This window comes from Myxococcus sp. XM-1-1-1 (assembly GCF_020037095.1).
Classification (GTDB): Bacteria; Myxococcota; Myxococcia; order Myxococcales; family Myxococcaceae; genus Myxococcus; species Myxococcus fulvus.
This window is the reverse complement of sequence record NZ_JAIQDH010000021.1, coordinates 128,166-146,398: the sequence shown is the minus strand read 5'-3', so window position 1 is coordinate 146,398 and position 18,233 is coordinate 128,166. Positions and strand designations below refer to the sequence as shown.

The 18,233-nt window shown below is 70.6% G+C and carries 19 protein-coding genes; 6 read left to right on the top strand and 13 right to left on the bottom strand.

Annotated features, from left to right (window positions below; genetic code table 11):
• Nucleotides 1-14: 14 nt before the first annotated feature.
• Genes K8640_RS32400 through K8640_RS32390 form a run of 3 tightly spaced genes read right to left on the bottom strand, consistent with a single transcriptional unit; the run spans nt 15 to nt 2,027 of the window.
• The gene (locus tag K8640_RS32400) at nt 15-719 is read right to left on the bottom strand and encodes a hypothetical protein (RefSeq protein ID WP_223750602.1); all 705 of its coding nucleotides are present in this window, start codon (nt 717-719) and stop codon (nt 15-17) included.
• A gap of 17 nt (nt 720-736) precedes the next feature.
• The gene (locus K8640_RS32395) at nt 737-1,513 is read right to left on the bottom strand and encodes an outer membrane protein assembly factor BamD (RefSeq protein ID WP_223750601.1); all 777 of its coding nucleotides are present in this window, start codon (nt 1,511-1,513) and stop codon (nt 737-739) included.
• A gap of 10 nt (nt 1,514-1,523) precedes the next feature.
• Entirely contained in the window at nt 1,524-2,027 is a 504-nt protein-coding gene (locus K8640_RS32390; protein WP_223750600.1) for a regulatory protein RecX, read from the bottom strand.
• A gap of 34 nt (nt 2,028-2,061) precedes the next feature.
• On the opposite strand from K8640_RS32390, the gene K8640_RS32385 reads away from it, so the two are divergent.
• Complete coding sequence (locus K8640_RS32385) at nt 2,062-2,799, top strand: hypothetical protein (protein ID WP_223750599.1); 738 nt, start codon at nt 2,062-2,064, stop codon at nt 2,797-2,799.
• 506 nt (nt 2,800-3,305) lie between these two features.
• Here the strand turns inward: K8640_RS32385 and K8640_RS32380 are convergent.
• The 4 genes from K8640_RS32380 to K8640_RS32365 form a co-directional block, all read right to left on the bottom strand.
• On the bottom strand, nt 3,306-4,688 hold the full coding sequence (locus K8640_RS32380; RefSeq protein WP_223750598.1) for a type IV pilus twitching motility protein PilT: 1,383 nt from the start codon (nt 4,686-4,688) through the stop codon (nt 3,306-3,308).
• Nucleotides 4,689-4,822: 134 nt separating this feature from the next.
• Nucleotides 4,823-5,224 carry a 30S ribosomal protein S9 gene (gene rpsI, locus K8640_RS32375; RefSeq protein WP_046712181.1) on the bottom strand — a complete coding sequence of 134 codons (402 nt, stop codon included), beginning with the start codon at nt 5,222-5,224 and terminating at the stop codon, nt 4,823-4,825.
• Nucleotides 5,225-5,238: 14 nt separating this feature from the next.
• Nucleotides 5,239-5,685, bottom strand: coding sequence for a 50S ribosomal protein L13 (gene rplM / locus K8640_RS32370; RefSeq protein WP_141326090.1), 447 nt, complete (start codon nt 5,683-5,685; stop codon nt 5,239-5,241).
• A 181-nt stretch (nt 5,686-5,866) separates the two neighbouring features.
• Entirely contained in the window at nt 5,867-7,942 is a 2,076-nt protein-coding gene (locus K8640_RS32365) for an ATP-dependent helicase (protein WP_223750597.1), read from the bottom strand.
• A gap of 34 nt (nt 7,943-7,976) precedes the next feature.
• Here K8640_RS32365 and K8640_RS32360 point away from each other — a divergent pair, with 34 nt between their 5' ends.
• Both K8640_RS32360 and K8640_RS32355 read left to right on the top strand, forming a co-directional pair.
• Nucleotides 7,977-8,540 carry a hypothetical protein gene (locus K8640_RS32360; protein WP_370640422.1) on the top strand — a complete coding sequence of 188 codons (564 nt, stop codon included), beginning with the start codon at nt 7,977-7,979 and terminating at the stop codon, nt 8,538-8,540.
• Nucleotides 8,541-8,569: 29 nt separating this feature from the next.
• Nucleotides 8,570-9,067 (top strand): caib/baif family protein, encoded by a 498-nt coding sequence (locus K8640_RS32355; RefSeq protein ID WP_194869545.1) that lies wholly within the window; start codon nt 8,570-8,572, stop codon nt 9,065-9,067.
• A 31-nt stretch (nt 9,068-9,098) separates the two neighbouring features.
• Here the strand turns inward: K8640_RS32355 and K8640_RS32350 are convergent, their stop codons facing one another.
• Together K8640_RS32350 and K8640_RS32345 are read right to left on the bottom strand one after the other, a co-directional pair.
• Nucleotides 9,099-10,286, bottom strand: coding sequence for a class I SAM-dependent rRNA methyltransferase (locus K8640_RS32350; RefSeq protein WP_223750596.1), 1,188 nt, complete (start codon nt 10,284-10,286; stop codon nt 9,099-9,101).
• Nucleotides 10,287-10,291: 5 nt separating this feature from the next.
• Complete coding sequence (locus K8640_RS32345) at nt 10,292-11,509, bottom strand: metallopeptidase family protein (RefSeq protein ID WP_255653639.1); 1,218 nt, start codon at nt 11,507-11,509, stop codon at nt 10,292-10,294.
• A 435-nt stretch (nt 11,510-11,944) separates the two neighbouring features.
• On the opposite strand from K8640_RS32345, the gene K8640_RS32340 reads away from it, so the two are divergent.
• Nucleotides 11,945-12,532 (top strand): nucleoside triphosphate pyrophosphatase, encoded by a 588-nt coding sequence (locus tag K8640_RS32340; RefSeq protein ID WP_223750594.1) that lies wholly within the window; start codon nt 11,945-11,947, stop codon nt 12,530-12,532.
• A 2-nt stretch (nt 12,533-12,534) separates the two neighbouring features.
• On the opposite strand, the gene K8640_RS32335 is transcribed toward K8640_RS32340, so the two are convergent.
• Both K8640_RS32335 and K8640_RS32330 read right to left on the bottom strand, forming a co-directional pair.
• On the bottom strand, nt 12,535-13,497 hold the full coding sequence (locus K8640_RS32335; RefSeq protein ID WP_223750593.1) for a hypothetical protein: 963 nt from the start codon (nt 13,495-13,497) through the stop codon (nt 12,535-12,537).
• A 12-nt stretch (nt 13,498-13,509) separates the two neighbouring features.
• Nucleotides 13,510-14,586 (bottom strand): zinc ribbon domain-containing protein, encoded by a 1,077-nt coding sequence (locus K8640_RS32330; RefSeq protein WP_223750592.1) that lies wholly within the window; start codon nt 14,584-14,586, stop codon nt 13,510-13,512.
• 406 nt (nt 14,587-14,992) lie between these two features.
• Here K8640_RS32330 and K8640_RS32325 point away from each other — a divergent pair, with 406 nt between their 5' ends.
• The gene (locus tag K8640_RS32325) at nt 14,993-15,235 is read left to right on the top strand and encodes a hypothetical protein (protein ID WP_141333144.1); all 243 of its coding nucleotides are present in this window, start codon (nt 14,993-14,995) and stop codon (nt 15,233-15,235) included.
• A gap of 80 nt (nt 15,236-15,315) precedes the next feature.
• Here the strand turns inward: K8640_RS32325 and K8640_RS32320 are convergent, their stop codons facing one another.
• Together K8640_RS32320 and K8640_RS32315 are read right to left on the bottom strand one after the other, a co-directional pair.
• Entirely contained in the window at nt 15,316-15,570 is a 255-nt protein-coding gene (locus K8640_RS32320; RefSeq protein ID WP_223750591.1) for a hypothetical protein, read from the bottom strand.
• A gap of 219 nt (nt 15,571-15,789) precedes the next feature.
• Nucleotides 15,790-17,301, bottom strand: a complete 1,512-nt coding sequence (locus K8640_RS32315; RefSeq protein ID WP_223750590.1) for a hypothetical protein — start codon at nt 17,299-17,301, stop codon at nt 15,790-15,792.
• Nucleotides 17,302-17,421: 120 nt separating this feature from the next.
• Here K8640_RS32315 and K8640_RS32310 point away from each other — a divergent pair, with 120 nt between their 5' ends.
• Entirely contained in the window at nt 17,422-18,219 is a 798-nt protein-coding gene (locus K8640_RS32310) for a TatD family hydrolase (protein WP_223750589.1), read from the top strand.
• The last annotated feature ends 14 nt before the right edge of the window (nt 18,220-18,233 follow it).

Here is an 18,233-nt window from a genome sequence, read left to right as displayed (position 1 = left end):
CCGACGCGGCTAGCCTACATGAGCCCGGGCGAAAACAAGAATTCATCACCGTGAAGCGTGAGCGACAGCGACCGTTGGCCCCGGGTGTCCACCGGCCTCGACGGGAGGGAGCCCTGCAACCGCCAGTGCTCCGTCACGACTGCTTGCTCCCGCTCCAACCGGATGTACCACGCCTCCGCCCGATACAAGCGCCCTCGCAACATCTTCAGTTCATCCCACTCGGCGCCCCCCACTCCGGGATTCCCCGGAACAGAGAGCCGAGCCAGGCCTTCCGCGTCCGCGGCCTCCAGCGCGCGGCGCCGCGCCTCCAGTGCGGTGACGACGGCCACCAGTCGGGGGGAGGTGTTCTTCTCCGGCACCCAATCGCCCCCGCGTCGCACGAAGGGCACCTTCTCCACGCCCGCGGTGCCCACGCGGGTGGGGCCCAGGGTGCCGTTGAAGTCGAGCGTGGCGTGGGCCTCGGCGCGCTGGCCTCCGGGCTCCACCGTCACGGTGATGCGGGCGAAGTGGAGCTCCTGGGAGACCAGGGGCGCGTCCGCGAGGGGGATGGGCAGGGAAAACCCATAGGCCTCGGTGTGCTTCAGGGCGGTGATGATCTCCGCCTCGGGGCCCGCGGCGAAGCCCAGGAGCCGGGGGATGAGCACCGCGCAGGCGGCGAGCACCGCCAGTCCGGCGATGACCAGGCCCCCCAGCCGGCTCCACTCCTCGGTGGACCTCACGCGGCCTGCCGGGGACCTCACGTGCCCAGCATCTGCTGGGCCTTCTGGGCGGCGGGCGTCCCCGGCAGGCGGCGCAGCACCTGGCGCAGGGTCTCCTCGGCGCGCTTGGGGTCGTTGAGCTTCACGTAGGCCTCGTGCAGGTCGAAGAGGGCCTCCTCCTCGTACGGCGTGCCGGGGTACTTCGTGAGCAGCGACTCCAGGCGCTGGGCCACCGCCTTCCAGCGCTCGCGCTTCGTGTAGAAGCGGGCCACGTACAGCTCGTGCTCGGCCAGGCGCTTGCGCGCGTCGTCCGCGTGCCGCCTGGCCTCGGGGACGTACTGAGAATCCGGGTACTGGCGGAGGAACTCCTCCATGGTGGAGAGCGCGGCGCGAATCTCGCCCTGGTCCTTCTCCTTGGAGGGCGGCAGCGCGAAGAAGTCGGACGGGTAGTCCTCCACGTGGGTGAGCGCCGAGCGGAACGCGGCGTAGTCGACCTTGGCGTGCGTGGGGTGGAGCTTGATGAAGGCCTGGTACTGGTCCCGGGCCTCGGCGAAGGCCTCGCGGGCGAAGTCCAGGTCGGCCAGGCGCAGCTCCGCCTCGCGGGCGGCCTCCTGGTACGGGTACTTGACCCGGACGTACTCGAAGTACTTCTGGGACTTGAAGAAGTCCTTGTTCTCGAGCGCCTCGCTGCCGAGCCGGAGGTTCTCCTCCGCGTCAGCGGCGTAGTCGGGGTCTCCCCCCTGGGAGCCGGAGAGGGTGGAGCAACCCGAGGCGAACAAGAGGACGACGGTCAGGAAGGCGACGACGGAACGCATCGGCGGCACGCTATTCGTCCGGCCCCGAGGGGTCCAGTGAAGGTTCGCCGAGCAGTTGCTGGATGACGTCCTCGGAGAATCCCCGCCCGGACAACAGCCGCGCGGCGCGGGCCCAGGCCTTCTCGTCGAGCGGCCGGGCCGCCAGCCCCCGCTTCTCCAGGACGGCGCGCGCGGCGGCCGTGGCGTCGAAGTCCACCGCGTCCGTGGCGGACGCCAGCGCGCCCTGGGCCGCGTCCTCGGACAGGCCGTGGGCTTGCAGCTTCTGGAGGACGGAGGCGGGGCCCTTGCCCGAGCGCAGGAGGGAGGCGGCGCGCGCTTCTCCGAAGCGGGTGTCGTCCAGGTAGCCCCAGCCCTGGAGGCGGGCGAGCGCGGCGTCGCGGACGCAGGGGGCGAAGCCCTTCTTCTCCAGGGCCTGGAGCAGTTCCTGGCGCGTGCGGGCGCGGATGCCCAGCAGCTTGAGTCCCGCATCCGTGGCGCGCTGGACGGCCTCGGGGCCTTCATCCTCCGGGAGCATGGCGGGATACGTAGCATGTGGTAACAGGCGCGGCATGCATCCAGTCCTTGCCCGCTACCTCACCGCCGATGTCGCGAAGGAGACGCTCCGCAAGCAGCAGGCGGGGGGCGCCCTCGACCCGGAGGAGCAGTTCTTCGCCGAGGCCGCCAAGGCGCACCCGCGCCAGGCCGCCATCCTGATGGACGTGGGTGGCCGCGTCCTGTCCTCGGACGCCCAGGCGGCGCTGGTGCTGCTGGCGGCGCACGCGTCGGCGCGCGCGATTCAGGAAGACGCGGAGCTGACCGAGGCCACGAAGAAGGCGCGTGAGGCGCTGGCCGAGGAGGGCGCGAGCGAGGAGGAGACGGACGCGTTCATCGCCTCCATCCTCCTGGAGGAGGCGTTCGGCTACGAGCAGGACGTGGACAGCTTCGACCGCGAGTACGTGAAGGAGTCCCTGGGCGAGGTGCCCGCGCTGGCCGCGCTGACGAAGGAGGCGGTGGACGCGCTGTTCGTCGGCTTCGTGAAGGCCTCGAAGGACGACGCCGAGCGCAAGGTGCGCGAGGTCATGGCGAGGGCGCTGTTCGACATCGCCTGGGCGGAGGGCCCCGCGCCCATCAACCCCGAGCACATCGAGGCCCTGCTGGACGCGCAGGTCGCCGACAAGCCCGAGGAGGAGCAGGAGGAGAAGGTGCACGCCACCGCCCACCTGCTCCAGGCGCTGGCGAAGGAGGGCCTCATGGGCCCGCTGCGCCTGTCGCGCCTGAGGGCCATGCTGGGCGAGGAAGACGCGTAGTCCCCCCTGTGACGCGGCGGTGGGCCCTCGCGGCCCGCCGCTCGAAGTGGCTGATGCCAGGTCGTGCGAATCGGATGGACGGGAGGATGACTCCCCTTCCCCGTCACGAGCCTGAGCGATGCCCCTGGACGCAGCCCGCTGAGCGAGACGCGCCCCCTCTCGCAGGTCGCGTCACACAGGTGGGCGACGGCACGGAGCCGTCTCGCCTCACGGGGATCTCCCGACAGACGAGGCAGAGCACCGGGGCTGGGCCGTTCGCGGCGACCCGCTCTCATGGCCCCTCAACGCTTCGGGGAAGCACCGAGGCCGGGCGTTCGCGGCCTCGCCGCCACTCAGTGGCATCAAACGAAGCACCGAGGCCGGGCGTTCGCGGCCTCGCGCCACTCAGTGGCATCAAACGAAGCACCGAGGCCAAGCGTTCGCGGCCTCGCGCCACTCAGTGGCATCAAACGGAGCACCGAGGCCAGACCGCGCGCGGCGGTCTCGACCCACGGTGCCCCTTCGACTCAGAAGCGTTCGATCTGGAAGTCGTCGTCCCCACCCGCCGCCGGAGCGGGCGCGGGGGCCGGCGCGGGAGGACGGGCCGCCGGCGGAGGCGCGGCCGGACGCATGGCCTGCGCGGGTGCGGGCGGACGCGCGACGTTCGGCGCGGCGGGCGTGGCGGGACGCGCGACCTGGACCGGCGCCGGCGTGGGCGGCGCGGCGGGAGGCTGTGCCGCCCCCACGGGCGCGCCCTTCTGCGCGAAGGCGGCCGAGCCCGGAATCGGACGGGCCTCGCCCGGCTTCGCATCGAAGCTGTCCCACTTGGAGTCGGACGTGCCGCTGATGCCGGAGAAGCGCAGCGCGAAGTCGTCCGGGTTGGACGCCTGACGGTGGGCCTCGTCGTAGGTGACCAGCCCCTGGCGCACCAGGCTCATCAGCGACTGGTCGAAGGTCTGCATCCCGTAGGAGTCCGTGCCCTGCGCAATCGCGTCGTGGATCTCCTTCGTGCGGTCCTTGTCCTCGATGAGCTCGCGCACGCGCGCGGTGACGCGCAGCACCTCCACCGCGGCCACGCGGCCCTTGCCGTCCGCGCGCGGCACCAGTCGCTGGCTGACCACGCCCTTGAGCACCGAGGCCAGCTGGATGCGCACCTGCTTCTGCTGGTGCGGCGGGAAGGCGGAGACGATGCGGTTGACCGTCTCCGTCGCGTCCAGCGTGTGCAGCGTGGACATGACCAGGTGGCCCGTCTCCGCCGCGTGCAGCGCCGTCTCGATGGTCTCGTGGTCTCGCATCTCGCCCACGAGGATGACGTCCGGGTCCTGCCGCAGCGCGCTCTTGAGCGCCTGCGCGAAGCTCATCGTGTCCACGCCCACCTCGCGCTGGTTCACGATGGAGCGCTTGTCGCGAATGAGGAACTCGATGGGGTCCTCAATCGTCATGATGTGGCTGGTCTCGTTGGAGTTGATGTGGTCGATCATCGCCGCCAACGTGGTCGACTTGCCGGAGCCCGTCGTGCCCGTCACCAGGATGAGACCGCGCTCCTCGCCACAAATCTTCGCCAGCACCTGCGGCAACAGCAGGTCCTGCATCGTCATCACCTTGAACGGGATGACTCGCAGCACCGCGCCCACGGTGCCGCGCTGCTGGAAGACATTCACGCGGAAGCGGCCCAGGCCCGGGACTCCGTACGCCAGGTCCACCTCGTTGCTCGCCTTGAACTTCTCCTTCTGGAACTCGTTCATGATGCCGAACGCCATCCGCGCCACCTCCTCGGGCGGAAGACGACGGCCGTCCTTCAACGGCACCAACGAGCCATCCACCCGGAACATGGGCGGCAGACCGGCCTTGAGATGAATGTCGGAGGCACCGCCGCGCAGGGCGATCTGGAGGATCTCATTGAGTTCCATGGGCGTCGCGGATGGTAGCAGACGCTCCCGCGCCCGCGCGACACACCGTGGAGTGAGTCCCCGAAAACACCACGGCGGAGACCCTCGTGAGAGAGCCTCCGCCGCGGAGGACAGCGAGCGACCAACCTGAACGGTTAGCGCTTGGAGAACTGGAACCGGCGACGCGCGCCCGGCTGACCGTACTTCTTGCGCTCGACCGCGCGAGCATCACGCGTGAGGAAGCCGGCCTTCTTCAGCGCCGGACGGAACTCCGGGTTGAAGGCGCACAGGGCGCGGGCGATGCCGTGACGGATGGCGCCGGCCTGGCCGGAGAGACCGCCGCCGCGAACGTTCACGGTGACGTCGAGCTTCCCCTTCTGCTCGAGGATCTCGAGGGGCTGGTTGAGCACCATCTTCGAGGTCTCGCGACCGAAGTAGTCGTTGATCTCACGACCGTTGATGGTGACCTGACCCGTGCCGGGACGCAGCCAGACGCGAGCGGTGGCCTCCTTGCGGCGGCCGGTGGCGTAGAAACCGAGCTCTTGGTGGATGGGCATGGACGTTGTCTCCCTTACGCCTCAACCGAGTACGCAGCCGGCTTCTGGGCGGCGTGGGGGTGGGTATCACCCGCGTAGACCTTCAGCTTCGTCATCATCTGCCGACCCAGCGCGTTGCGGGGCAGCATGCGGCGGACCGCGTTGATGATGATGTCCTCGGGGTGGCGCTGGCGGAGCTTCTCCAGGTTGGTGATCTTCAGGGCGCCCGGGAAACCCGCGTGCGGGTGCCGGTAGTACATCTTGTCCTTCTCCTTCGTCCCCGTCACCTTCACCTTGTCGGCGTTGATGACGATGACGTGGTCGCCCGTGTCGATGGACGGCGTGTAGATGGCCTTGTGCTTGCCCTTGAGCAAGGTGGCAATCTGGCTCGCCGCGCGGCCCAGCACCTTGTCGGACACGTCGATGACGTGCCACTGGCGCTTGATGTCCCCAGCCTTCGCGCTGTAGGTCTTCTGCGACATTTCGTGCACTCCAGACTTCTCGCGGTCGCCAGGTGCATGCCGGGGACCGCATCTCGTGCGGAACCAACCACAGGTCCTCCACGAAACATCCGCAGAGGCCCGGAAAGGCCGACCCTCCTAGCGGTCATGGAGGATCAAGTCAAGGTTGGCGGGGGCCCCTGAGCCACGGAAGGCTCTTTTCCTACCCCGCCCTACCCCCAGGAGGCACGCCCCCACCCCCTGGAGTCCCCGGCTGGGGCTTCTTGAAGCGCTCCTTGAGGTTGGCGAAGAAGTTCTTCTCCTCCGTCGTCGGCGGGCCCTGACGCGGCGCATCAGGCGTGACGTGCTCGATGACGTCCTCGGGCAGGTCCTCCAGGAAGCGGGAGGGGGTCCGGGGGACCTCCTTGCCGCGCTTCACGCGGGTGACGGCGCGGGTGAGGTAGAGCAGCTCCTTGGCGCGGGTGATGCCCACGTAGCAGAGCCGGCGCTCCTCCTCGAGGTTCTGGGCCTCGCCCTGCATGCCGCCGTGGGGCATCAGGTCCTCCTCCATCCCGATGAAGAAGACGAGCCGGTACTCCAGGCCCTTGGAGGAGTGGATGGTCATCAGGGTGACGCGGCGGTTGCTGCCCGGGACGTCCTCGTCGTCCTCCTGCTTGTTGTCCAGGCTCAGCCGGTTCAGGTAGGTGAGCAGGCTGGCCTTGGGGCCCTCGCGCTTCTCGAAGCGCTCCAGGGAGTCGATGACGCCGTCCACGCCCTTGAGCTTCTTGTCCGCGCTGGTGGCGCTGGTGGCGTGCGCGCGCGTGGCGTCCCGGAAGCCGATCTCCTCCAGGAGCTTGCGCGTGGCCACGGCCAGCTGCCCGTGCTCGTACGCCGCGCGGTAGCGCTCGATGAGGTCCACGAACTCGTGCACCTTGGCGCCCGCGCCCGGGGGCAGATCGTCGTACTCGGACGCCTTGCGCATCACCGTCCACAGCGTGACGCCCTCCGCGCGCGAGTGCGCGTGCAGCCGCTCCACCGTCACGTCGCCGATGCCGCGCGACGGGACGTTGATGATTCGCATGAGCGAGATTTCATCCAGCCGGTTCACGATGACCTTGAAGTACGCGATGACGTCCTTCACCTCGCGCCGGTCGAAGAACTCGCTGCCGCCCACCACCTCGTAGGCGATGTTCTTCTCGCGCAGCATCTCCTCGATGGGGTGCGACTGGCCGTTGGTCCGGTAGAGCACCGCGATGTCGTCCGCGGGGATGCCCAGCGAGATGTGCTTCTGGATTTCGTGCGCGACGAAGCGGGCCTCCTCCTCGTCATTGGGGCACGCCACCACCTTCACCTTGGGGCCCCCCTTGCGGTCGGTCCACATCTGCTTGGCCTTGCGCTCGGGGTTCTTGGCGATGACGGCGTTGGCCGCGTCCAGCACCATCTGCACGGAGCGGTAGTTCTGCTCCAGGCGCACCTCCTTCCCGCCCGGGAAGAAGTGGTCGAAGTGGAGGATGTTGCGCACCTCCGCGCCGCGCCACGAGTAGATGCACTGGTCGTCGTCCCCCACCGCGCACACGTTCTTGGACTGCCCCGCCATCAGCTTGAGCAGCTCCAGCTGGGCCAGGTTCGTGTCCTGGAACTCGTCCACCAGCAGGTAGCGGAAGCGGTGCGTGTACTTGAGGTACAGGTCCGAGTGCTCACGCAAGAGGCGCGTGGGGAGGATGAGCAGGTCGTCGAAGTCCACCGAGCCCTGCGCCTTCAGCGCCAGCTGGTAGTCCGGGTAGACCATGTGGGTGATGAGGTCGTAGTCGTCGCCGATGCCCTCGGGCTTGGGCTCGGGCGCCTGGCCGGAGTTCTTCGCCTTGGAGATGAGCCCCAGCACCTTGCGCGCGTCGAAGGCGCGGTCGTCGATGCGGTGCTCGCGCATGGCGCGGCGGATGATGGCCAGCTGGTCGCCCATGTCCGCGATGGCGAACTTCCTGGGCCAACCCAGCCGGTGGATGTCCTCGCGGAGCATCTCCGCGCCGAAGGCGTGGAAGGTGCACACGAGCACGCCCTGGGCGCGGGGCCCGGCCATGTGGACCAGGCGCTCCTTCATCTCCGAGGCCGCCTTGTTGGTGAAGGTGACGGCCAGGATGTTGCGAGCCAGGATGTGGTCTGGCCGCTCGTTGAGCAGGTGGACGATGCGGTGGGTGATGACGCGGGTCTTCCCGCTCCCAGCACCCGCGAGGACCAGCAAGGGCCCCTGGAGGGTGACCACGGCCTCGCGCTGAGGAGGATTGAGCTTCGAGAGGTCCATTGCGCGCGGGGCGGGGATACCTTTTGATTCGGCCGTGCGCGACAACTTTCTCCCAGGCCTCACCCTCCTCCTGCTCGCGCTCGCCCCGGGTGTCGGGTGCACGAAAGCGGAGGGAACCTCCGACGAGGTGACGGCCTCCATCCCCGCCGCCAGTGCGCCCTGCGTGTACTTCAAGACGCTGGCACCGTTCCTGCCGGAGGAGCTGGAGGGCTTCACCGTCGCGCGCACCCAGGGCTCCACCGGCAAGTACGGCGAGGTGTCCGTGTCGGAAGCGGAGCGGCTGTTCACCCGAGGTGAGGGCCGCGAGGTGAAGGTGCGCATCGTGGACACCACGATGGGACAGAAGATTGGGCAGGCCATCCGGGACGCGGCCGAGCGGGCCAAGGACCGGCCGGCGAGCGACCCGGCGGCGCCCATCCACTGGAAGGACGCGGTGGGCTTCGTGAGGTACGACGCGGAGGAGGCGCTGGCGGAGGCGAACCTGTTGGTGGGAGATCGCTTCGTGGTGGCCGTCACCAGCCGGGGCTTTCCGGGCACGGTGGAGGTGCGGCGGGTGGCGCGAGGAATCGACCTGGCCGGGCTGGCCCGGCTTCAGTGAAGTCCGACAATGGGCAAGGAGTGTCCCGGGTGGTGAAGGAGAAAGGTACGCGGTCCGAAGCAGGAGACCTGCTCGCCGCGGAGAAGGCGGCGCGGGAGGTCGTGGCCTCGCTCGGCAAGAGGGAGTTTTTGGACCAGCTCCAGAAGCTCACCAAGAGCTACGCGTCGGACCCGGGCAACCCGGGCTCCTACGCGTGCGAGGGCTGTCAGCGCTGCGCCAACTGCATGTTCTGCAAGGACTGCGACAGCTGCTTCCAGTGCACGCACTGCACCCGGTGCGAGCTGTGCAACAACTGCTCGCACTGCGTGGAGTGCAAGAGCTGTCATGCGTGCGCCTACTGCCTGCAGAGCGAGAACTGCACCACCAGCGCCTACCTGGTGATGTGCCGCAACCTGCAGGACTGCAACTACTGCTTCGGGTGCGTGGGCCTGGCGAAGAAGGACTTCCACATCCTCAACGTCCCCTTCCCCCGGACCGAGTACTTCAAGGTCGTGGGCAAGCTGCGCAAGGAGCTGGGGCTGCCGTAGTGCCCCTCGCGCGGGTCCGGCCCGGCCCGCGTCAGAGCGCCCGGACGTAGAGCGCCTTGAGGTACTCCGTCTCCGGCAGACCCGCGAGCACGGGGTGGTCCAGGCCCGCGCCCCGGCGCTCGAGAATCTGCACCGGGCGCTTCGCGTCCGCGGCGGCGCCCAGCAGCATCTCCTCGAAGCCCGCGCGGTCCAGCTTGCCCGAGCACGAGCAGGTGACGAGCACACCGTCCGGCTTCAGGCACCGCAGCGCGCGCAGGTTCAGCTCGTGGTACGCGCGCAGCGCGGTCTCCAGGCCCTCGCGGCGCTTGGCGAGCCCCGGCGGGTCCAGCACGATAAAGTCGAAGCGGCGGCTCTGCGAGTCGAAGCGCTTGAGCACGTCGAAGGCGTTCGCGTGCTCCACGGTGACGTTGGTCCGGTTGTTGGCGCGGGCGTTGTCGCCGATGCGCGCGGCGGCCTTCTCGTCCTGCTCCACCGCGATGACGGACGTGCAGCTGCGGGCCAGGGAGAGCGCGAAGCCGCCGTGGTAGCTGAACAGGTCCAGCGCCTCGCCGCGCGCCAGCTCTCCGGCGCGCAGGTGGTTGTCCACCTGGTCCAGGAACGCACCCGTCTTCATGTCGCCCATCAGGTCCACGTCGAAGCGGTTGTCGCCCTCGTGGTACGTGAAGCGCGACTCGCCCTGGCCGTGCAGCAAGCGCGTCTCGCGCGGCAGGCCCTCGAAGTCGCGGCCGGAGGCGTCGTCGCGGCACACCACGTGGGTGGCGCCGGTGAGCTCCACCAGCATCTTCGCCAGCGACTCCTTGCGCGCGTCCATGCCCTCGGAGAGCGTCTGGAGGGTGAGGCCCTTGCCGTAGCGGTCCACGAAGAGGCCCGGCAGCAGGTCCGCCTCGCCGTGCACCAGGCGCAGGCCGTCACGCTTGGACAGCGAGGACCTGCGCGCGAGCGCGGCCTCCAGGCGCTTGCGGAAGAAGGCGTCGTTCACCTGCAGCTCGCGCGGGGGCGTGCGCGTCAGCAGGCGCAGCGCCAGCGGGGAGCGCCGCGCGTAGAGGGCCTGGCCGATGGGGTTGCCCTGGGAGTCCACCACCATCACCACCGCGCCGGGGCCCGTCACGTCGGGCGGGGCGGCCAGCTCGGTGCGGTACAGCCAGGGGTTTCCCGCGCGCAGGGACTTCGCGCCCTTGGGAGTAGTACGTGCAACGGGAAGCGTCGGGGGGATGGCCATTCGCGTCACTCCAGGCCGCGCGCGGCCAGTTCCTCATCGTCCTCCCCGCGCAGATGCCCGATTTCGTGGAGCAATGTCACGCGAATCTGTTCGCGCAGCTCCGCCGGGGTGCGCACGGCTCGTGCCAGGTTGCGCCGGTACAGCACCACCGAGCGGCAGGGCGACTCCACTCCGTCGCAGGGCGCGCCCAGGGGCGGCCCCCGGAACAGGCCGAGAATCGTGGGCGACAGGGGCGGCTGGTTGGCGAGCAGGTCCACCTCGGCGGGCAGCTCCTCCGCGGTGACGGGGATGCCCTCCAGGTCACTGCGCATGTCCGCGGGCAGCTCGGAGACGGCGCGGGCCACGTCCACGCGGAAGGTGTCCTCGGTGGGCAGGGGCGGCGCCGGGAAGTCGTCGGGAGCCAGCGCTCGCGCCTTGTCGAAGTGCGTCTGCGCCTGCTTCCACTTCCCTTCCCGCTCCAGCAACAGGCCCAGGTGCTGGTGCGCGTGCGCGGCGCGCTCCGCGTCGTCGACGAGCCCCTGGAAGGCTCGCTTCGCCTCGGAGAAGCGGCACAGCTCGAAGAGGGCCAGGGCCCGCTCGTAGAGGGCCTCTCGGCTGCCCGGCTCTCGCGCCAGGACGATGGCGGCTCGGGCGAGGGCCTCCTCCGCCTGGCCCAGGTCGTTGAAGGCCATGGCCGACACCAGCGCCAGGTGCGGGATGAGCTCCGGGGGCGTGCCGGGCTGGGACAGGCCGCGCTCGGCGTAGAGCGTGCCCAGCTCGTCGCGCTCGCGCGTGGAGGTCATCTGCACCGCGTACAGGTGGGCCGCGCCGAGCAGCGCGTCCGCGTCCCCAGGGTCGATGGCAAGCGCCCGGGCGAAGGCGAGCTGCGCGTCCGACTCGCGCCCCAGGGCGGCCAGCGCGACGCCGCGCTCGGCGTGGGCCGAGGCCAGGTCCGGCTCCAGGGCCGCCGCCTGCGCCGCGCAGGACAGCGCCTCCTCGAAGCGTCCCGAGTCGTAGTAGCCGCGCGCCGCGTCCAGCGGAGAGCCGCCTCGGGCCTGGCAGACCGCGAGCGGCTGCACCGGGCGCGGCGTGTCGCGGGGCTCGTCCGAGGGCGCGGCACTGGCTGGGGAGGCCTTCACCGCCGACACCTCGGGCGTTCCGGCGTCTCCCGGTTCCGGGGCCGAGGCGTTCCGCTTGCAGGCGGTGAGGAAGAGGCAGAGGGCGAGCAGACCGCGCCGCGACATGGGCCGCCACGCTACGGCATCACCCCAGGGGCCGGGAAGCAGGGACGTGCATGCTCGCTCGGCGGGCGGCGGCGCTCCCTCCCGCAGGCACCAGGGTGACGCCCCATGAGCCGCTGCGTCTGGCCCTCACCTCAAGTGCCCGTCGCGGGATGTCGGCGGCGCTTCCTGCCTCGGGTTCATGCGGCGTCGCTGCACGCCTCGGGACACCAGGGTGATGCCCCATGCGCCGCTGCGTCTGGCCCTCACCTTGAGTGCCCGTCGCGGGATGTCGGCGGCGCTCCCCTCCTCGGGTTCATCACGTTGGCGACTCATCAGCCTCTGGATTCGGGCCTCCACCTCCCGCGCCCGCCACTCGCTGATGAATGGGCTCGGCGTGCCCTGTTCTCTCGGCGGACGGCGGCGCGGTCCATCTCGGTGCACTAGGGTGGCGCCCCCATGAGACCCTTGATTCTGGCCTCCACCTCCAGTGCCCGCCGCGCGCTGATGGATGGGCTCGGCCTGCCCTACCGCGCCGTGAGCCCGGGCGTCGACGAGACGGTGGCCGCCCACCTTTCGGCCCGCGACGCCGTCCGGGAGCTGGCGGCTCGCAAGGCTCGCGCCGTGCACGCACGACACCCCGACGCGTGGGTGCTCGGCGCGGACCAACTGGTCGAGGTGGCCGGACAGACACTCACCAAGCCCGTGGACCGCGACGCGGCGAGAGGCCAGCTCCAGAAGCTGCTGGGCCACACCCACGACATCCACACCGGCGTGTGCCTGGTGGACCCGGGCGGCTCCATCGACGAGGCCGTGGAGACCGCGCGCCTGACGTTCCACGACGTCACTCCGGATGAACTGGAGCGCTACCTCGACCTGAACGAGTGGGAAGGCTGCTGCGGCAGCTACCGCGTGGAGGGCGCGGGACAGGCGCTGCTGGCGCGGCTCGACGGAGACCGCGCCAACGTGCAGGGCCTGCCCATGGTGACGGTGGTGCGACTGCTGCGACAGGCCGGCTTCACCTTCTTCGAGCGCGGCCAGCCCTAGCCTCACCCCGCGGTGGACAGCTCCGCGAGAATCTCCTGGTACGCCGCGCGGGCCTTGTCCGCCTGGTCCGCCTTGAAGCTGGCCGCGGCCACCACGGGATGCCCACCGCCCCCATACCGGCCGGCGATGGCGGACAGGTCATGCTGGCGCAGCTCCGGCTTCCACGGGTTGGAGCCGAGCGACACCTTCGCGCGCGACGTCCCCCGCCCCACCCACAGCGTGTAGCGCGCGTCCGGATGGAGCGCGTACGCGATGAACTTGTTGAGGCTGTCCACGCCCTCGTCCACCAGGTCGAAGAAGACGACGCCGCGCTCGTAGCGGGCCCGCGAGCGCACCAGCTCGATGTTCGACTGGTGGCGCGCGAGCAGCGGCGCCAGCGGCCCCGCGATGAGCGGCGAGGCGGCGATGTCCGCGAGCGACTCCGACTGCATGCGGCGGATGACCTCGGGGATGAGCGCCGGGTCCTTGTTCGCCTCCAGCACCGTCATGATGCGCAGCGCGGGCTCCTCCAACGCCACCGCCATCTGCGGCGAGGGGAACTGCGCCCCGTCGATGAGCTCCGCCCAGTGGATGAGGTCCGAGAGCGCGGACGCGTCCCAGCCGAAGCGCTCGCGCGCCACGTCCGCCAGGTACTTCGTGCAACTCTTGCGGTGCGCGTCGTGGAATTTGCGCCCGCTCGAGTCCGCGCGGAAGTGCGCCTCGTCCCCGGGCTGCTGGAACGCGGAGGCATGGTGGTCGAACCACCACGTCAGCCGCGCGTCCTGGCTGTAGCGGAAGTCGACGATGACGTTCTCCTCGCCCGTGAAGACGGCCGGGTCGATGCCCTCCGCGCCCGGCTTGTGGTTCAGCCCCTGGTAGCGGAACGCCGCGTCCGCGCGGACGCGCTCCCGGTAGAAGCGGGTGAACACCGCGGCGCTCGCGGCGCCGTCGAAGCAGTTGTCGTGGAACAGGACCTGGACGTTCATGGCGGCGCCCGTTTACTGCAACGCGAGCCCCTCGCCCACCGCGGCGAAGGACTCCTGCCCGCCCGTGTCGCCCGGCTGTGCGTCACCCGACCCGGCGGCCACCACCGCGAGCCCCACCAGTCGACCATCCGGCAGCAGCCCGCAGCCCAGCGTGCCCCGCGCCCCCGCCGACGTGCTCAGCGTGTACAGCTTCGAGCGCGACCCCAGCGCCGCGGGCGACGCCGTGCGCGCCTCCTCGCCGGTGCCCACCGCGCTCAAGAGCCCCTGGCAGCCCGCCTCCAGCTTCACGCCCGTGGAGCGCTCCACCCAGAGGAAGCCGTAGCGCCCGCGCGCCATGTCGCCAAAGCCCACGCCGCTGCCGTGCAGCGTCGCCGCGGGCAGCGGCAGGTGCGCGGAGAGCTGCTCACGCGTCAGCCGCTCCCACCCCACCGGCAGCTCCAGCCGATACCCCAGCTCGCTGCCCACCAGCAGCTGCCGCACGCCCCCGCCTCCCAGAGACGCCCCCGTGCCCGGCAGCGCCAGGAGCACGGCCGAGGCCAGCGCCGTGGCGAGCCCCAACCCCAGGCCCCCGTAACGCCGCGCGGGCCCGGGCTCCCCCACCACCAGGAACAACGCCACCAGGCCCAGCGCGAAGTAGGCCACGTGCACGGGGGCCGTCGGCGCTCCGCGCGCGAGCCACGCCGTGGCGACCAGTTGCACCGTCAAGCCCGTCTGGGCGATGCCCTTCACCGGCCCCCGGTTGAGCACCAGCACCAGCGCGAGCACCAGGTCCAACGCCACCAACCCGTACGTCCACGCCGGGTCCTGCAGCGAGCCCAGCACCCCACCGGCCCGCAGGAACCACGCGGCCGCGCCCGCCCCCAGCACCGCCGCCACCGGGCCCGGATGCGCGGAGACGGCGCTCGTCACCAGGTCGCCACCGAAGACGGTGGCCTCGTCGTCCACCGCGTCCCCCAGCCGATCCAGCCGCGTGCGGCCGACCTTCTTGTAGGACTGCAGGTGGTCGAAGGGCTCACCACACGCGGGACAGGCCGAGGCGCCCCGGGGAATGGGGCTGTGACCGCAGCTCGGGCAGAGGGTCTGAGGCATGGCCCGCGTATACCGCACCGAACACTCCGCCCACGAGGGCGCGACGCCCATGTCAGCCCGCACCCCCAACTGCCAATTTTTGGACCAAATCGACGGGGCGCCAGCGACACCCGGGTCATTCAAGACCGAGCACACTCGCAGTGTTCGCGGCTTGTAGTGAACTCTCGACTCTTGAACGAAACGTCGAGATTGCGGGGCTGGATGAACGAATCAACTCGACAGAACGAGGAACCCTTCCGGGGTTGCGGTGCTCTGCGTGAGGTGGTGAACCAGGAACCCCGCTCCGTGACAGGGAAAACCCTTAGTACGCGTTACCCGTCAGGTGAGCGTCCGGCTGGCACCTCGTCTGCATATGTCAGACCCCAGGTGTACTCACCCGCGCAGCAACGCGAGGTGGGAGGAGCACATGGCCAAGACGACGACACGCAAGAGCGTCACGGTGCGCCGACAAGGGCGACGGGTGATGCCAGCACTGCGGCGGACGGCTCAGCGGGCCCGGGTGGCCGCCGAGAAGGCCCACCTCACCGTGGGGGAGGTCATCGCCGCCGCCTTCGACACGGCGGGCGGTGAGCTCGGTGAGGCGCTGGCGGTGATGACGTCACCGCAGATGACGCGGGCCCTGGGGCGCCGCATCGTCGTGGTGGGCTGAAACCCTCCGCTTTTTTCAGCGGAGGAACGACCGGTGGCCCGCACCGTGGCTCTGGAGCCTCGGCCACCCGGGCCCCGGGTTCACTCCCCGGCCAGGAGCACGCCGGTGGTGTAGTGCCGCTGGGTGGGCTCACCCGCCAGCGCGCGAGCGAAGTCCTCGGCATTGTTGGGGTGCACCAGGAAGGTGCCCGCGCGCGTCTGGAGGCGCACAGGCGCCATGTCCGGGTGCGGGTCCGCGGACACGGTTCCGCCGCCGCCCACGTCCACCGGCGGGCTCGGGAGCGTCGCGCACCCGGCGAACAGCAGGACTCCCAACATCACGTGAAGCATCTTCATCCGCGTCCTCCGGGACAGAGGCCACCAGGCCCGTCAGCCGGGCCCCTCTATTCCGGGGGCCCCCGGACAGGCAAGGCCCGATGCGTCGCGCGCGGAGGACGGCAGGCCGGGAGCGTGGACATGTCCAGCGCAACGCCGGGCGGACACACCGGTCGTCGCGGTCACCCAGGCGAGGAGCACTCAGCCACTCCCCGCCCGGGAGTCACGCCCCCTGGAGGTTCAGCGAGGCTGCCAGCGGGGACGGTGGTCGTCGCTGTCGCCCGTCTGCAGCGTGAAGCCCGCCTTCGGGTGGATGATGGCCGCGCCCTCCTGCGCGCCCGTCACCGGGTCGATGCGCTGCACGTGCAACTGCCCCGCCTTGATGAACGCGACGAAGCGGCCATCCGGCGAGAACGACGGCAGCGTGCCGTCATCCACGAGCCGCACCTCGGTGCCCGTGGCGGAGCCGTCCTGCGGGTTGATGGCGCGCAGGAAGATGACGTTGCCCGAGCGGTCCTGGCACGGCGACACCGCGCCGCCGCACAGCACGGCGCCGCCCGACGTGGGCCGGTAGTAGTACGCGCGCACGTACGCGGCCCAGGTGCCATCCGGCGCCCAGATGGGGCTCGCGATGAAGGAGTCCACGGTGCCGTCGGTGGACGCCTCGGTGGACACGTCCGCGACCAGCTGGGGCGCGCCGCCGCCCGTCACGTCGATGTTGTAGAGCCGGACCAGCGGCGTGGGCGTGGTGTCCCCCTCGAAGGTCACCAGCTCGTTGTTCGGGTTGGCCAGGAACAGCAGCTGGTCGTTCACGCGGTTGTAGTGCGCCTGCTCCGCCGTCACCCCGGCGTTGGCCAGCGGCGTCGGCGCGGTGCCCCCACCGCTCGAGGTGAACAGGCCCTCGCCGTTCACGTTGAAGACGAACGTCGTCCCGTCACGCGACCAGTCCGGGAACGCGCCCGTCGTCGTCGCCTGCACCACGCCCCCGGCGCCGCCCGGCGTCACCGCCGAGATGCCGGAGCGCTGGCTGCCGTTCTGCCGCACCCACGCGATGGCGGTGCCCGGCTCCCACTCCATCGAGCGGAAAGCCTCCGTGTTGCCCGTGCCGCCATCGGCGACCACCACGCCCTGGCCCTCGACGAGGGGGACCTCGCGCACGGTGAGCTCACCGGCGCTCTTCTCCGTCGCGGTGTCCACCGCGCCCTGCGCGAACGAGAGGTGCGTACCGCCCGGGCCCCACCGCGGATAGCGGCTGTCCGTGCCCGCCGCGCTCAGCGACGTCATGCCCGGCGTGTCGTAGCGCATCACCAGCGCCGCGGAGACTCCGGCATCGTCCCGCCCCGTCACCGCGACATGCATCGCCTGGCAGGTGAGCGGAGCGCCCTCGCAGCGAAGGCCCGGACCGCAGTCCCCGGACGCCGTGCAGGCATCCCCCTTCGCGCCGGTGCCCTGGCCACCACCGTCGGGCGTGCCCGCGTCGTCATCCGTGCCCGCGTCGGGCATCCCCGCGTCCGGCACTCCCGCATCGGGGACACCCGCGTCGTCGTCCCCACCACCGGCGTCCGGCTCGGGGGTGGGCGTCTGGATGGGGCGCTGCTCGCACTCGTTGTCGCCGGTGCAGACCCACTCCTGGCCCTCGGCGGGCTGCCCCTTGTCACTGCGACAGTCGAACTGGTCCACACATTCGTCACCACACCCCGTCGACAGAACCCACAGCGCGCAGCACAGCGCGCCGACGATTCGCTTGTCCATTCAGCCCCTCCAAGTGAGTGAAGGGCGTATAGCCTCGCTCCAAAGGGACGGAATGGTTCGCGAGGGCGGGTTGCAGTGAGCATGTTCCTGAATGAACGGCGATTCACTCCGGCGTGATGAATGATCGACACCCACTGCCATCTCGATGCGACGCGATTCGATGAGGACAGGACGCTCGTGCTGGAGCGCGCCTGGGCCGCGGGGCTGCAAGGCATCCTCGTCCCCGGTGTCGGTCCCCACGACTGGGAGCCCCTGCTGGAGCTGTCGCGCGCGGAGCCGCGCCTCCAGGTGGGCCTGGGCATCCATCCCCAACTGCTGCCGGACATGACACCCGCGGAGGACGACGCGGCGCTGGAGCTGCTCGACGCGCTCTTGTCCAAGGGCGGCGCCATCGCCGTGGGCGAGTGTGGACTCGACGGTCCATCCCTGCCCGGCGCGCCGCTCGAGCGGCAGCTGTCCGTGCTGCGGCGGCACCTGGCGCTCGCGCGCAAGCACCAGCTGCCGGTGTTGATGCACTGCCACCGGCTCCACCCGGCCCTCATCGAGCTGTTCAAGCAGGAGGCGCTGCCCGAGGCGGGCGTGCTCATGCACAGCTACAGCGGCGGCGTGGAGCTGGCGCGCTTCTATCTCCAGAAGGGCTGCCACTTCTCCTTCGCCGGCCCGGTGACGTGGGCCGAGGCGCGCAAGCCCCTGGACGCGCTGCGCGCCATCCCGCTGGACCGGCTGATGGCGGAGACGGACGCGCCGGACCAGGCCCCCACCCCTCACCGGGGCGGCCGCTCCGAGCCGGCCTACCTGCCCCACATCCTGGAGGGGATGGCCCGCGTGCGGGGTGAGCCCCTGGACGAGGTCGCCCAGCGGACGACCGAGAATGCCCGGCGCCTGTTCCGGGAAGGTTTTCCCCCCGCTTCGCGGTAGGCGAGCGGTCGCGT